The following is a 13058-nucleotide window of genomic DNA, read 5'->3' on the forward strand; positions in this document are numbered from 1 at the left end:
ACGGCGGACAAAAACGGCAGATTGTGCCCGATGCCTTCGATTTCGAACCCATCAAGGGCGGCACTCATGTGGTCGATTGCCTCCGCGCGCGTGGGCGCCCAAGTGCACAGCTTGGCAATCATGGGGTCGTAGTACATCGAGATCTCGCCCCCCTCGAAAACGCCCGTATCATTGCGCACAACGCGGGTGTCTGACACGCTTTCCGCAGGCGGGCGGTATTTGGTCAAACGCCCGATGGAGGGCAGGAAGTTGCGGTAAGGATCTTCGGCATAAAGGCGACTTTCCACCGCCCAGCCGTTCATCTGCACGTCTTCTTGTTTGATCCCCAAAGGCGCGCCATCGGCGACGTTGATCATCTGTTCGACCAAGTCGATGCCCGTGATCAGTTCGGTCACAGGGTGTTCCACCTGCAAACGCGTGTTCATCTCAAGGAAGTAGAAATTGCGGTCGCCATCTACGATGAATTCGACCGTGCCAGCAGATGTGTAATCCACCGCCTGCGCCAAGGCGACAGCCTGTTCGCCCATGGCTTTGCGCGTGGCCGCATCCAAAAACGGGCTTGGTGCTTCTTCGATGACTTTTTGCTGGCGGCGCTGAATGGAACATTCGCGTTCGTGCAGATAGATGCCATTGCCGTGACTGTCGCACAGCACCTGAATTTCAATGTGACGCGGCTGAGTGATAAATTTCTCGATGAAAATGCGATCATCGCCAAAGGACGACGCAGCCTCGTTCTTCGACGACTGAAACCCCTCGCGGGCCTCATCGTCATTCCACGCAACGCGCATGCCCTTGCCGCCGCCCCCAGCAGAGGCTTTGATCATCACAGGATAGCCAATCTCATTTGAGATCTTCACCGCCTCTTCAGCGTCCTCGATCAATCCCATATAGCCCGGAACAGTGCTAACATTGGCCTCTTGTGCCAGCTTTTTCGAGGTGATTTTGTCCCCCATGGCTTCAATCGCGCCTTTAGGCGGCCCGATGAATGCCACGCCTTCGGCCGCCAAAGCTTCGGCGAATTTGGCGTTTTCAGATAGGAACCCATAGCCAGGATGCACAGCTTGCGCGCCAGTTTGGCGGATCGCATCCATGACCTTATCTATGACGATGTAGGATTGATTGGCCGGCGCAGGCCCAACATGCACGGCTTCATCCGCCATTTTGACATGCAGTGCGTTTTTGTCCGCGTCTGAATAAATGGCGACCGTTTTGATCCCCATTTTCTGCGCTGACTTAATCACGCGGCAAGCAATCTCGCCTCGATTGGCGATGAGTATCTTGTCGAACATGGGTTATCCCCTTCCTTCTACATCTCGCACTTGCCCCGCCGTTTGGCTGCAATTGCGATATTTTTTCAATTCATGCGCATGAAAAAAGGCCCCCAAGCGGCAACTTGGGAACCTTAGTTTCACGAAAGCCCGCCACGCCAAAAGGCGCGGTCAAAGCAAAATTCGGTGTGGCTGTCTTAGTTACACAGACCTGCGTCGTCGCACAGCGCACCAGCAGCCGCGCCCGCAAGCGCGCCCGTTGTGGCATTGCCACCGGTTGTGTCTGCGATGAGTGCACCCGCAAGACCACCTGCAACAGCGCGCTCAGCGTCGTTGTCCAAGCAGCCAGCAAGGGCCGTGATAGAAATGAGAGCCAATGAAAGAATTGATTTACGCATGATGTTTCTTCTCTTTTGAGGTTTGCATTCGGATCAACTGTGCCAACAAACGGCGCAAAAACATAGTGTTTTCCATGCGCATAGACACAATCGGCAAAAGATAGCGCAGCGCAGATCAAAGCATCAAAAGACGAAGAAAAAAGGCAAGAGCCGCATCGCGTGGACGCAGGTCTTGCCTGAGGGGAAGGGTCGTAAGAACAGTGGTGAACAGTCTGCGCAGTACGCACTGCACGATGCTCACCACCAGTTTGAAAGCCGTCCGCCATCCGCACAAGTCCCGTCACAAAAGCCGCCGCCAAACAGGCGGGCTTTTGCGCGGTTGCGCGATATGGCAGCGACATTCCGCGCATTTTACCAATCTTCCTCGTCATTATCAGAGTTTGCGTCAAAGGGATCGTCCGAAACAAACAGTTCGGGGAAGGTCACCTGCGCAACTTTTACATTCACCTTGATCAAGGCCTCATAAGACGCCGGATCAAAGTCGTCGGGATCAGCAGGCACAAGCTCGCGCCCCCAGAACCATGAAATACGCCCCGCATCCAAATTGCCGCGTTCAAACGGTTGATCGCCGAACATTTCCCAAATCGCGGTGATAAAGGCGGTATCTACGCGCTTATCAAGCGGCTTGCGGTCTTTGAAACGTTCCAGCGCTTTGAGCGGCGTCACCCCTTTGGGGTTGGCACGGCGCAGCGTGAATTGAAAATCGGAACCGGGGTAACGCCCCGGAAAGCCCTTGTGCTTGGGCATATAATCTTTGGGCGGCATATTATGCGTCCTCCTGCGGTCTGCGCGCGATCAGGTCGATCTCGACCAAAGCGCCAACAGCCAGAGCGGTCACGCCCACCGTGGTGCGTGCCGGAAGCTGGCCTTCGAGGAAGTAACTTTTGTAAGTGTCATTGAACAGAGCGTAATCACGTTCAAATGCGGTCAAATAGCACCGACATTGCACAACATGGCCCAAATTGAGGTCCAATTCGGCTAAAATCAGCGCAAGATTGTCCATCACGCGGCATGTCTGTGCCTCGATCCCATCTGGTAGCGGTGCATCAGGTGCGCTTGGGTCCGTGGGCATTTGACCCGTCAAAATCACCCAACCGTCGTCTTCAACCGCATGGGAAAACGGCGCAACAGGGCGTGGGCCTTTGTCAAACAGGTGGAATGTAGGCGCCATTTTAAAACGCCTCCCATTCACAAACGTCACCAGCAGGACGGTAAGCCTCGAACACCTGTGTCACATCTGGTTCAACCGCCCCCAAAGCAGTTTCGCGTTCGGACAGTGAAATGATCACCGTAGACGGCACTGGGGATGCAATGCGCGGCAGCGCGTAGGTATTGCACAGATAGGCCATATCGGCCTCAAGTTCTTCGTAACTCAACTCGGCAAGGCGCTGGGGCAATTCAGTGGCGACAAAACGAAACCGCGCCGTCAGCCCCATGGCTGGGCGCATCAGAGTGCTTTCGAAAAATACGACAGGTTGACCAGATGGCACCGTAATCTCTTCCAATTCGCGGGGCGTAAGATCTGCATGGGCAATGGAAGCAGTCGCCATCAACACAGCGGACAAAAGACCTAACTTCATGCGGTCGTCCTCCGTGCGCTGCGCACCCAACGGTTTCGGCGATCAGTGCTTTCGAGAACCTCAGAGACAAGCGCCTCAGAATGGGCCTTTGGGAAACGTCCAGCAACGGCGCCGCCTGCGACGATTTCCAAATCATCGCCACGCACAGTGACCTGCACGACCGGCGCGAACCCACGCAAACTTTGCAAAGCACGCCACATATCCTGACGCACTTGCGTCGCGATCCGACCTTTGCGCAAATCTGCACCGCCTGAAATCACGGTTTTCGCCGCGAAATCAAACTTGGCCGGCAAGCGGCGCGTCAGCGTCAGCTCTCCGTCCTCGCGCAGCATGTGCCACTGTTGATGTGTTTTCGTTTTGCCCATGAGGTCCTCACAAATATCCCAGCTTACAAGGGGATATTGTCGTGTTTCTTCCAGGGGTTTTCGAGTTTTTTATTGCGCAAAGACGCGAAAGCCCGCGCCACACGTTTGCGGGTGGATTGCGGTTGAATCACTTCGTCAATAAATCCACGCTCTGCGGCCACAAATGGATTGGCGAAACGATCCTCATAGTCAGCCGTGTGCGCTGCGATTTTTTCTGCATCTCCAAGATCGCGGCGGTGAATAATTTCGGTCGCGCCTTTAGCGCCCATCACCGCAATTTCCGCGGTTGGCCACGCGTAGTTGAAATCACCACGCAGGTGCTTGGACGACATCACGTCATAGGCCCCGCCGTAAGCTTTCCGAGTAATAACAGTGACTTTCGGCACAGTGGCCTCGCCATAGGCAAACAACAACTTAGCGCCGTGTTTGATCACGCCGCCGTATTCTTGGGACGTGCCAGGCAAGAAGCCAGGCACATCCACAAGCGTCAAAACAGGGATTTCAAAGGCATCACAAAAGCGCACAAAGCGTGCGGCTTTTTTGGAGCTATCGATGTCCAAGCAGCCCGCCAAAACCATAGGTTGGTTCGCAACAACGCCGACTGTCTGCCCTTCGATACGCGCAAAACCAGTGATGATATTTTTGGCATGTTCGGCTTGGATCTCGTAAAAATCACCCTCGTCGACAACCTTAAAGATCACTTCCTTCATATCGTAAGGCGTGTTGGCGTTGTCAGGGATAATCGTGTCCAGTGACAAATCGATCCGCGCAGGGTCGTCAAAGAACGGACGGACAGGTGCTTTTTCACGATTGTTAAGCGGCAAGAAATCGACCAAGCGGCGCACTTCCGTGAGCGTTTCCATGTCATTGTCAAACGCGCCATCCGCCACAGATGATTTCTTGGTGTGCGTGGTCGCACCGCCTAGCTCTTCTGCGGTGACAACTTCGTTGGTCACAGTTTTCACAACATCAGGCCCCGTCACAAACATGTAGGACGAATCTTTGACCATGAAAATAAAGTCGGTCATCGCAGGGCTGTACACAGCACCACCCGCACAGGGCCCCATGATCACAGAGATTTGCGGCACCACACCAGAGGCCATGACATTACGTTGGAACACGTTGGCATAGCCCGACAAGGACGCCACGCCTTCTTGAATGCGCGCGCCACCAGAATCGTTGATGCCAATGACAGGCGCGCCGTTTTGCATTGCCATGTCCATGATCTTGCAAATTTTCTCAGCATTGGTTTCAGACAAAGAGCCGCCAAACACCGTGAAATCTTGGGAAAATACATAGACCATGCGGCCATTGATCGTGCCCCAGCCCGTGATCACCCCGTCGCCTGCAGGTTTGGAAGCATCCATACCAAAATCGGTGCAACGATGGGTTTTGAACATATCGAATTCTTCGAAACTATCATCGTCCAGCAACAACTCGACCCGCTCACGCGCTGTCAGTTTGCCCTTGGCGTGCTGCGCATCGATACGACGCTGCCCACCACCCAATCGGGCCTCGGATCGGCGATCTTGAAGTTCTTGGTTGATATCTTTCACGGGTAGGCTCCTCTGCGACTTGCCAACACCATATCCGCCCTTCTCCTGCACAGAAAGCAAAGTTTGGCAGATTTGCAAACTGTGCAAACGGCACAATGGAAGAATTGCAAAACAGCAAACCAAACTGCGCACTGCGAGCGCAAACACGACAAACCCCTGTGCGCTAGCGCGCCAAGTTAGCGGTGGACTAGCCACCCCGCCCTTCTATGATTTCTCAATGAACACAAAACCAAACATTCGGTTTTTAGACCGGACGACACCGCCTCATATTCTGACACTCGTTTTATTGGCCGGCATTTCCACCATGACGATGAATGTGTTCCTGCCCGCCTTGCCGGAAATGACCACATATTTCGACACGAGCTATGGCTATATGCAGCTGTCGGTCGGCGTCTTCATGGGGATGAACGCGGTCTTGCAATTGATCGTTGGCCCGATGTCAGACCGGTTTGGTCGCCGTCCCGTTGCGATGCTTGGTGTTGTTTTGTTCATCATCGCCACCTTTGCCGCACTGCAAGCCACAACGATTACAATGTTTTTGATCCTACGCGGCGCACAGGCTGCGGTGGTGACGGGCATGGTACTGTCACGCGCCGCGGTGCGCGACATCTACCCCGGACAAGAAGCAGCAACCATGATGGCCTATGTCACCATGGGCGTGGCCTTGGTGCCGATGCTTTCGCCAACCCTCGGAGGATTTCTGGCGATGGCATACGGTTGGGAAAGCACGTTTTGGTTGATGCTCTCCTCAGGCGTCGTGATTTTCTTGCTGATATTCTTCGACATGGGAGAGACCGCGCCAAAATCTGGTGGGTCTTTCCGCGAAATGGCCAAGGGCTTCCCCGACCTTCTGACCTCCCAACGTTTTTTGGGCTACGCCTTGTGCACAGCCTTTTCGTCCGGCACGTTTTTTGCGTTTTTGGGCGGCGCTCCGTTTGTCGGCGTGCAAATATTTGGAATCTCCGAAGCCACGCTTGGCATGGGGATCGGTGCGCCAGCGATTGGGTATTTTATCGGCAACTTTCTGTCGGCACGCTACTCAATACGCATCGGCATGAACAAAATGTGCCTGTTCGGTACGTTGGTCACCTTTTCTGGCGTCGCAGCATGTGCTCTTTTTATTTTCACAGATCATATCACGGTGTTTTGGTTCTTTACCCTCATGATCCCATTGGGACTTGGAAATGGCCTAACCATCCCAAACGCCGTGACTGGCTCTATGTCTGTGCGCCCTAAGCTCACGGGTACAGCCGCAGGCTTGGGCGGCGCAATGATGACCGGTGGTGGTGCTGCTTTATCCGCGATGGCGGGGTCATTTATGTCGGTTGAAAACGGCGCCTTGCCGCTGCTGTTGATCATGGTGTCAGTGTCCTTTTGCAGCATCCTAAGCATTGTCTGGGTTATGCAGCGCGAACGGGCGTTGAACGCCTAGCGTGAATTGGTCGCAGGGCGACACCGCAAATTAATCTTGCCTCAAAGGTTTGCAAAGGCGAAACTGCTGAAAAGCAAAGCTGCAAACTATGTGAGGCCCCATGGCTCAGAAAAAGCTCTACGCTGGCGCGAAACTGCGCGAAACCCGAACACGCTTGGGCCTAACGCAACGTGCCTTTGCGGAAAAACTCGGGGTGTCTTTGCCCTACCTCAACCAGATGGAAAACAACAACAGACCGGTGTCCACCGGTGTTGTGCTGGCCTTGGCGCAAGAGTTTGGCTTTGACGTTACCGAGCTGTCTTCTGGCGACGCAGAGCGCATGGTCACGGACATGCGCGAAGCCTTAGCCGATCCTGTCTTTGTTGATGGCGCGCCACCACTGGCCGACCTGCGCCTCGCCGCAAGCAACGCGCCAGCCTTGGCGCGCGCCTTCTTAAAACTGCATAGCTCTTACAAACAAAGCACGGAACGATTGGCCTCGCTTGACGCCGCCTTGGGGCGCGACGACAGCCCTGCGCGTCCTTCACCATGGGAAGAAGTGCGCGACTTTTTTCATTACTGCGACAACTACATTGATTCCATTGATCGCGCGGCCGAGCATTTTGCAGCACCAAATGGGCAGCCGAGCGATGCCGTTGCAGCAGCCATAGAGGTTTTGGAATCACAGGGCATTCACATTCGCTACAACAGTGAAAATGTGCGCGACTTCGACAAAGATCGTGGGATCCTCTCGCTCTGCGCCCGCACGTCAAAAGCGACGCAAAGCTTTCAAATCTTGCACCAATTGGCCTTGCTCACCCAAGGTGATTTACTTGACGCAACATTGGACTTTGCACGGTTTCACACCGAAGATGCCCGTAAAATTGCGCGCATTGGCTTGGCCAACTACTTTGCTGGTGCCGCCCTGATGCCCTACACCGCGTTTTTGTCAGCAGCCCAAGAAACGCGGCACGATCTAGAAATGCTCAGCGATAGATTTGGCGCCTCGATGGAGCAAGTTGGGCACCGCCTGTCCACACTGCAGCGCGCCGGCGCAAAAGGCATACCCTTTTACTTCGTCCGCGTAGATCAAGCTGGCACCATCACCAAGCGCCATTCATCCACACGTCTGCAATTCGCCCGTTACGGCGGCGCCTGCCCGCTTTGGAACGTGCACCGCGCCTTTGAAACGCCAGGACGGTTCTTGCGCCAATTGGCCGAAACGCCCGACGGCGTGCGCTATCTGTCGATTGCGCGCGATGTCTCTAAACCCAGCGGTTCCTTTCATGCGCCTGTGCGGCGTTACGCGATTGGATTGGGCTGCGAGGTCAGTCACGCGTCGGATCTGGTCTATGCCGATGATTTGGATATCAAAAAGCCAAGCGCCTATGAGCCGATCGGTATTTCGTGTCGAATCTGCGAACGCAAGAATTGTCACCAACGCTCTGTCCCGCCACTTGAGCGCGCGCTAAGCATTGATCCAAACAAACGGGGCACCTTGCCCTACGCGATAGAATAAAGGGAATCGCGCAGGCTAAAAAAACGCGACAGAAAACTGCGCGCTGTAAGCACCACTTCTAATTTTAAAGGAAGAAAAGTGGCGCGGTTGACGGGACTCGAACCCGCGACCCCCGGCGTGACAGGCCGGTACTCTAACCAACTGAGCTACAACCGCTCGCTACCATTCTGACGTTACCGTCTGAACGTTGTGGCGTTCTATGGCTCGACGGCGAGCGCGTCAAGCGCCATATGCACGAAATGTGAGTTGCAAAGTAAAAAAAATGATCACTGCCAAACAGAGACAGGAAAACATCGACCAGACACCCGAATTGCTTCGAAGTCTTTGGTTCGCAATGGCTGTGTGGGAAGGAATGGTGGGTCGTGAGAGGCTCGAACTCCCGACATCTTCGGTGTAAACGAAGCGCTCTACCAACTGAGCTAACGACCCGGTGAGGGCGATTTACAGAATGCTGCGCGCGGGCACAAGAGGCATTCTGCAATTAATGTAAACTTCTTTTCGCTGCCGTCATTTTTCTGTGTCTCAGCGCGAAACGGACGTGCGGATTCCTTGCGCCTTGCCCATGCCCATGCCCTCACCACAAGATGCTTAGCTCTGCGCAGCGCGCCAGCCCGCCGCGCGTGCTTGCGCTTCTGAGCAGAACCATTGCTCGCCCTTACTGGTATTTATGCTGGTGCCTTCATACCACCGCGACCCCGGCACATGGTACAGACGACCTGATTTGGAAATATTGCCCTTGATCGAGCACCCTTCGGGGCCATGTGTGGCTGAATGCGGGCGATTGGCCAAAGCCACTTCACGTTTTTCAGCCCGATACTCGGACGGCAATTGCACGCCAGCACGCCAAAGACCAACCGCGTCAGAGCGCGCCTTAGCTTGGTGTGCGACGTAGTCTTTGGAATACTTCTCGTAAGCGAAGGCGGCCCCATTGGTGACCATTTCCGCATTTAGGTCCACGTCCTTGGCATAGCATTTGCCAACGATACGATCATAGCGGTCAATGTCCATTTGCACGCAGGTCACAGAGCCCACTGCAAGACGTTCAAGCACGGCCTTGGACCAGGTGCCACAGCTCCATTCCGCGCCTTTGATGTCGCTACATGTCTGAGCCATTTCAGGGGCATCGATTCCATGCAGCCGAATCCGGACATCGCCCAGCGAAAGCGTGTCGCCGTCAATCACATGGGCCGCGCCCGTTAATCTAATTGTATCAGAGACAGGCTTTACGGCAGGCGCTTGCGCGGTGCGTACCGCCTTGAATTCGACCGAATTCACGGACGGGAAAGCCACACCAAGCCCCACGACGGTCACAATGACCGCAACATATTGTATCATACCCCATTTCACACCTCGGTATGTGGGGTAAAACGAGAACAAATGCAAGAGGGCACGTTATCAAATGGTTAACGTGCCCTTAGTCATAATGTGTTAAATTTGGTTAAGCCGCCTTGTTCAGCATCGCGTATAGCTCGTCCTTCAAAGCCATCCGCTGTTTGCGCATTTCCGCCTGAACCAAGTCGTCCACAGGCTCAACGTCAGTCTCTGCGCGGTGCACTTGGCGGTTGAGCGCATGATATTCGTCCATCAAACGCGCAAAGTGCGCATCGGACAGTTTCAAATCAGAAATCTTGTCAGCAAATTCAGGGAAATCGGCGGACAATTCGTGTGGGGTGTTGGACATGGTGCGTCTCCTTTTGATCCATTTCTTATCCCAACTGTCCACCATTTTTCGGGGTTAGACTTTGACAAAGATCAACTGAGATCGCTTTTAATGAAGGGCTTTTGCAGATGCCGTTCGGCTTTTCGCCCGCGCTTCGCGGATGGTGATGAATGTCACCGCCGCCATGATCAAAGCGCCACCACCGATCACATAGATGTCAAAGCCTTCACCAAACAACACAGCGCCCAAAATCGTCGCCCAAACCAACTGTAAAAAGGTCACAGGCTGAATGGCCGATTGGGGCGCACAAGCGAAAGCGCGGGTCATGCAGTAGTGCGCTGCAGTGGCAAAAAATGATGTGAGAAACAAAAGAAGCAGTTCAGTGGTTGTTGGCGTTTCCCAAACGAAGAACACGAACGGCAACAAGGCTAAAGGCACAACGGTCGACAACATAAAGACCACAACCTCAGCAGAGACGCGTTTTGACAGCGCCTTGGCCAAAAGGTAGCTTCCGGCGATTCCCATTGGGCCGAATATCATCGCGACGTGACCAGGATCGATGTCACGAAATCCGGGGCGCAAAATGATAAGCCCGCCCAACACCGCGACAATCAGCGCGATTATGCGCGGGGCTGCGATTTTCTCGCGAAAGAAAATCACCGCACCGATGGTGACATAGATCGGGTTCATAAAGTTCATCGCAGTGACTTCGGCCAAGGGAATCCGCGTCATGGCATAGAACCAAAGCAACATCGCAATAGCGTGCACTGCACCGCGGCTGATCGACAAGAGCACGATCTCGCGCGTGTATTGCACTGCAAGAACCGATTTCAGCATCGGAATCAAAAACACCAACCCCAAAGCAAAGCGCAAAAAGGCTGACTGTATCACCGGCAACCCCGTGCCGACGTATTTCACCAAAACATTGACGGCCACAAAACTGAACGTCGTGGCCAACATCCAAAGGACGCCTTTGATCGGTTGAGAAAGCGGAGCTCGTGTCATGAGGCGACCATCTGCCTTTGTTTTCAAAGGTGCAAGTGCACTTAAGCGCCGATGATCAGTTTCACGGCGATGGTCGTCATAATGACGGCAATTACCGCATCCAAAATGCGCCAAGACAGCTCATTTGCAAAAAATGGCGCCAGAAAACGCGCCCCAAACCCCAAAGCAAAAAAGAAGACAGTCGATCCTGTGATCGCCCCCAAGGCAAACAAGCCAGCCTCGCCACCGAACTTGGTCGAAATTGCCCCCAAAAGCACAACAGTATCAAGGTACACATGCGGATTGAACCAAGTCAGCATCAAGCAGGTCGTAAGTGCTGCAAGCAACGTTTGCGCCGTGCCATCTGTAGGCGTCAAATGTTGCCCTCCACGCCAAGCTGACCTCAATGCAAGCGCGCCGTACACCAACAAAAACGCAGCCCCACCCCACCGCATCACAGGCAAAAGCATGGGCATCGCAGAAGATATAGAGGCCGAGGCAAACACGCCCACGGTTATCAAAATGGCGTCGGACAGCGCACAGATCAGCACAACGGGCAACACATGCGCGCGGCGCAATCCTTGGCGCAAGACAAAGGCGTTTTGGCTGCCGATGGCAACGATCAACGATAGCCCTGTGAGAAATCCTGTGAGTATTGCCTGCATCTTGGCCCCTGTTCTTTGCGCCTGTCTAGCGCAACAGTGAGATTAGTGATAGCGATTTAGACTAAAGTGAATGAAGGAATGCTAATGTTAGATTATGCAGGTCTAGAAGCCCTCGCCGCTGTTTTGCGCAGCGGTTCCTTTGATCATGCTGCCAGAACGCTGGGCGTGACCCCATCCGCTATTTCGCAACGGATTAAAACACTTGAGGATCGTCATGGCTGTACGCTCGTCGTGCGGGGCACGCCTTGCACGGGCACAGATACTGGCAAGCGGCTGGCCCGCCACGCTGAAAATGTCGGGCTTTTAGAAGCGGAGCTGTCGCAAGATATTGTTCCAAATGCGACTGGTCCCAAAACCGTGCGCATCGCGGTGAACGCCGACAGTCTGGCCACATGGTTTGTGGACGCCCTTGCCCAGACCGATGGGCTGATGTTTGATCTTGAAATCGACGACCAAGACACTGCTGGCGATTGGCTTAAACGCGGCGAAGTGGCGGCGGCTGTGTCGTCGCACGCGGGGCCGATCACGGGCTGTGACAGCATTGCTTTGGGGGCGCAGCGCTATCGCGCCACGGCATCGCCAGCCTTTGTGGCCCAGCATTTTCAAGGCGGTGTGACAGCAGAAACATTGAAGTCCGCACCCGCAATGGTGTTCAGCGCAAAGGACCAACTGCAAGACCTATGGGTGGAACGCAACATCGGCCGCAAACTGTCCCTGCCCCATCACCGTCTACCGTCTACGCAGGCGTTCCTGGATGGGGCGATTGCAGGATTGGGCTGGGGGTTGAACCCTGATCGTTATTTTAAAGCGGCCAAAGCCAAGGGGCAATTGTGCGAACTCATCCCAGACACGCCGCTGGATATTCCATTGTTTTGGCATGTCTCGCGCGCCGTCAAATCGCCACTGCGAGGCCTCACCGCATCTGTGCGCAAAGCGGCGCGCGCCTATTTGGTGCAGCCATAAAAAAGCCCCGCGCATCAAGTGATGGCGGAGCTTTCAATTCGATGTACTGGCGACAGGTTAACCCAGTTGCGCCATAACCTCGTCTGAGGCCTCAAAGTTAGTGGTGACGGTTTGCACGTCATCGTCATCTTCCAAAGCATCGACCAGCTTCATCAGCTTTTCCATGCCTTCCAGATCAAGTTCTGTCTGGATATTTGGCTGCCAGATCAATTTGGTGCTTTCAGATTCGCCCAGCTCTTTTTCCAAGGCAGTGGAAACTTCGTGCAGATCCGTGCCTTCGCAAGTGATGTGGTGACCGTCTTCTGAGCTTTCGCAATCCTCTGCGCCCGCTTCAATCGCCGCCATCATCACCGTGTCCGCATCCCCAACAGAAGCAGGGTACGTGACAGAGCCTTTGCGGTCGAACATGAAGCCAACAGACCCTGTCTCGCCAAGGTTGCCACCGTTTTTGGAAAACGTGGAGCGCACAGTGGATGCGGTGCGATTGCGGTTGTCTGTCATACATTCAACGATCACAGCGACGCCGTTAGGGCCGTAGCCTTCGTAGCGGATTTCGTCGTAGTTTTCCGCGTCGCCGCCGATCGCTTTTTTAATCGCGCGCTCGATCACGTCCTTTGGAACGGACTGAGACTTGGCCTCTTTCACGGCCATACGCAAACGCGGGTTCTTGTCGGGATCAGGGTCGCCCA

Annotated in this window: 15 protein-coding genes and 2 tRNA genes; 3 read left to right on the forward strand and 14 right to left on the reverse strand. The window is 54.5% G+C overall.

Features of this window, described 5'->3' with window-relative positions; genetic code table 11:
- The 7 genes from ABF287_RS01060 to ABF287_RS01090 form a co-directional block, all read right to left on the reverse strand.
- Positions 1-1289: acetyl-CoA carboxylase biotin carboxylase subunit (locus ABF287_RS01060; RefSeq protein WP_347183175.1), on the reverse strand; the 1289-nt coding region annotated here is incomplete at its 3' end.
- Between the two features lie 176 nt (positions 1290-1465).
- Complete coding sequence (locus ABF287_RS01065) at positions 1466-1666, reverse strand: hypothetical protein (RefSeq protein ID WP_347183176.1); 201 nt, start codon at positions 1664-1666, stop codon at positions 1466-1468.
- 351 nt (positions 1667-2017) lie between these two features.
- A complete protein-coding gene (locus tag ABF287_RS01070) occupies positions 2018-2413 on the reverse strand; it encodes a hypothetical protein (RefSeq protein ID WP_347183189.1) in 396 nt (131 codons plus the stop codon).
- Between the two features lie 19 nt (positions 2414-2432).
- The gene (locus tag ABF287_RS01075) at positions 2433-2837 is read right to left on the reverse strand and encodes a RidA family protein (protein ID WP_347183177.1); all 405 of its coding nucleotides are present in this window, start codon (positions 2835-2837) and stop codon (positions 2433-2435) included.
- Position 2838: 1 nt separating this feature from the next.
- The gene (locus ABF287_RS01080) at positions 2839-3246 is read right to left on the reverse strand and encodes a DUF6497 family protein (RefSeq protein WP_347183178.1); all 408 of its coding nucleotides are present in this window, start codon (positions 3244-3246) and stop codon (positions 2839-2841) included.
- Positions 3243-3611, reverse strand: coding sequence for a hypothetical protein (locus ABF287_RS01085; protein ID WP_347183179.1), 369 nt, complete (start codon positions 3609-3611; stop codon positions 3243-3245). Before ABF287_RS01085 ends, ABF287_RS01080 begins: the two co-directional genes overlap by 4 nt.
- A 23-nt stretch (positions 3612-3634) precedes the next feature.
- Positions 3635-5167 carry an acyl-CoA carboxylase subunit beta gene (locus ABF287_RS01090; protein WP_347183180.1) on the reverse strand — a complete coding sequence of 511 codons (1533 nt, stop codon included), beginning with the start codon at positions 5165-5167 and terminating at the stop codon, positions 3635-3637.
- 217 nt (positions 5168-5384) lie between these two features.
- On the opposite strand from ABF287_RS01090, the gene ABF287_RS01095 reads away from it, so the two are divergent.
- On the forward strand, positions 5385-6599 hold the full coding sequence (locus tag ABF287_RS01095) for a multidrug effflux MFS transporter (protein ID WP_347183181.1): 1215 nt from the start codon (positions 5385-5387) through the stop codon (positions 6597-6599).
- A gap of 100 nt (positions 6600-6699) precedes the next feature.
- On the forward strand, positions 6700-8097 hold the full coding sequence (locus tag ABF287_RS01100; RefSeq protein ID WP_347183182.1) for a short-chain fatty acyl-CoA regulator family protein: 1398 nt from the start codon (positions 6700-6702) through the stop codon (positions 8095-8097).
- Positions 8098-8176: 79 nt separating this feature from the next.
- Here the strand turns inward: ABF287_RS01100 and ABF287_RS01105 are convergent.
- The 6 genes from ABF287_RS01105 to ABF287_RS01130 all read right to left on the reverse strand — a co-directional run bounded on the left by ABF287_RS01105 (position 8177) and on the right by ABF287_RS01130 (position 11406).
- Positions 8177-8253 (reverse strand) — tRNA-Asp (locus ABF287_RS01105).
- A gap of 197 nt (positions 8254-8450) precedes the next feature.
- A tRNA-Val gene (locus ABF287_RS01110) sits at positions 8451-8526 on the reverse strand.
- A 159-nt stretch (positions 8527-8685) separates the two neighbouring features.
- The gene (locus ABF287_RS01115; RefSeq protein WP_347183183.1) at positions 8686-9432 is read right to left on the reverse strand and encodes a thermonuclease family protein; all 747 of its coding nucleotides are present in this window, start codon (positions 9430-9432) and stop codon (positions 8686-8688) included.
- Between the two features lie 103 nt (positions 9433-9535).
- On the reverse strand, positions 9536-9778 hold the full coding sequence (locus ABF287_RS01120) for a YdcH family protein (protein ID WP_347183184.1): 243 nt from the start codon (positions 9776-9778) through the stop codon (positions 9536-9538).
- A gap of 87 nt (positions 9779-9865) precedes the next feature.
- The gene (locus ABF287_RS01125; protein ID WP_347183185.1) at positions 9866-10762 is read right to left on the reverse strand and encodes a DMT family transporter; all 897 of its coding nucleotides are present in this window, start codon (positions 10760-10762) and stop codon (positions 9866-9868) included.
- 41 nt (positions 10763-10803) lie between these two features.
- Complete coding sequence (locus tag ABF287_RS01130) at positions 10804-11406, reverse strand: LysE/ArgO family amino acid transporter (RefSeq protein ID WP_347183186.1); 603 nt, start codon at positions 11404-11406, stop codon at positions 10804-10806.
- 84 nt (positions 11407-11490) lie between these two features.
- On the opposite strand from ABF287_RS01130, the gene ABF287_RS01135 reads away from it, so the two are divergent.
- Positions 11491-12369 carry a LysR family transcriptional regulator ArgP gene (locus ABF287_RS01135; RefSeq protein ID WP_347183187.1) on the forward strand — a complete coding sequence of 293 codons (879 nt, stop codon included), beginning with the start codon at positions 11491-11493 and terminating at the stop codon, positions 12367-12369.
- A gap of 57 nt (positions 12370-12426) precedes the next feature.
- Here ABF287_RS01135 and ABF287_RS01140 read toward each other — a convergent pair.
- Positions 12427-13058 (reverse strand): YebC/PmpR family DNA-binding transcriptional regulator (locus ABF287_RS01140; protein WP_347183188.1); only part of this gene is annotated, 632 nt, incomplete at its 5' end.

This window comes from Pacificibacter sp., assembly GCF_039769035.1.
Taxonomy (GTDB): domain Bacteria; phylum Pseudomonadota; class Alphaproteobacteria; order Rhodobacterales; family Rhodobacteraceae; genus Celeribacter.

What these genes read in the sequence shown, in the direction of transcription:
- ABF287_RS01130 (WP_347183186.1), bottom strand. Translation starts at nt 11,406, where the DNA reads ATGCAGGCAATACTCACAGGATTTCTCACAGGGCTATCGTTGATCGTT.
- ABF287_RS01085 (WP_347183179.1), bottom strand. Translation starts at nt 3,611, where the DNA reads ATGGGCAAAACGAAAACACATCAACAGTGGCACATGCTGCGCGAGGAC.
- ABF287_RS01100 (WP_347183182.1), top strand. Translation starts at nt 6,700, where the DNA reads ATGGCTCAGAAAAAGCTCTACGCTGGCGCGAAACTGCGCGAAACCCGA.
- ABF287_RS01135 (WP_347183187.1), top strand. Translation starts at nt 11,491, where the DNA reads ATGTTAGATTATGCAGGTCTAGAAGCCCTCGCCGCTGTTTTGCGCAGC.
- ABF287_RS01065 (WP_347183176.1), bottom strand. Translation starts at nt 1,666, where the DNA reads ATGCGTAAATCAATTCTTTCATTGGCTCTCATTTCTATCACGGCCCTT.
- ABF287_RS01070 (WP_347183189.1), bottom strand. Translation starts at nt 2,413, where the DNA reads ATGCCCAAGCACAAGGGCTTTCCGGGGCGTTACCCCGGTTCCGATTTT.
- ABF287_RS01095 (WP_347183181.1), top strand. Translation starts at nt 5,385, where the DNA reads ATGAACACAAAACCAAACATTCGGTTTTTAGACCGGACGACACCGCCT.
- ABF287_RS01080 (WP_347183178.1), bottom strand. Translation starts at nt 3,246, where the DNA reads ATGAAGTTAGGTCTTTTGTCCGCTGTGTTGATGGCGACTGCTTCCATT.
- ABF287_RS01125 (WP_347183185.1), bottom strand. Translation starts at nt 10,762, where the DNA reads ATGACACGAGCTCCGCTTTCTCAACCGATCAAAGGCGTCCTTTGGATG.
- ABF287_RS01115 (WP_347183183.1), bottom strand. Translation starts at nt 9,432, where the DNA reads ATGATACAATATGTTGCGGTCATTGTGACCGTCGTGGGGCTTGGTGTG.
- ABF287_RS01075 (WP_347183177.1), bottom strand. Translation starts at nt 2,837, where the DNA reads ATGGCGCCTACATTCCACCTGTTTGACAAAGGCCCACGCCCTGTTGCG.
- ABF287_RS01120 (WP_347183184.1), bottom strand. Translation starts at nt 9,778, where the DNA reads ATGTCCAACACCCCACACGAATTGTCCGCCGATTTCCCTGAATTTGCT.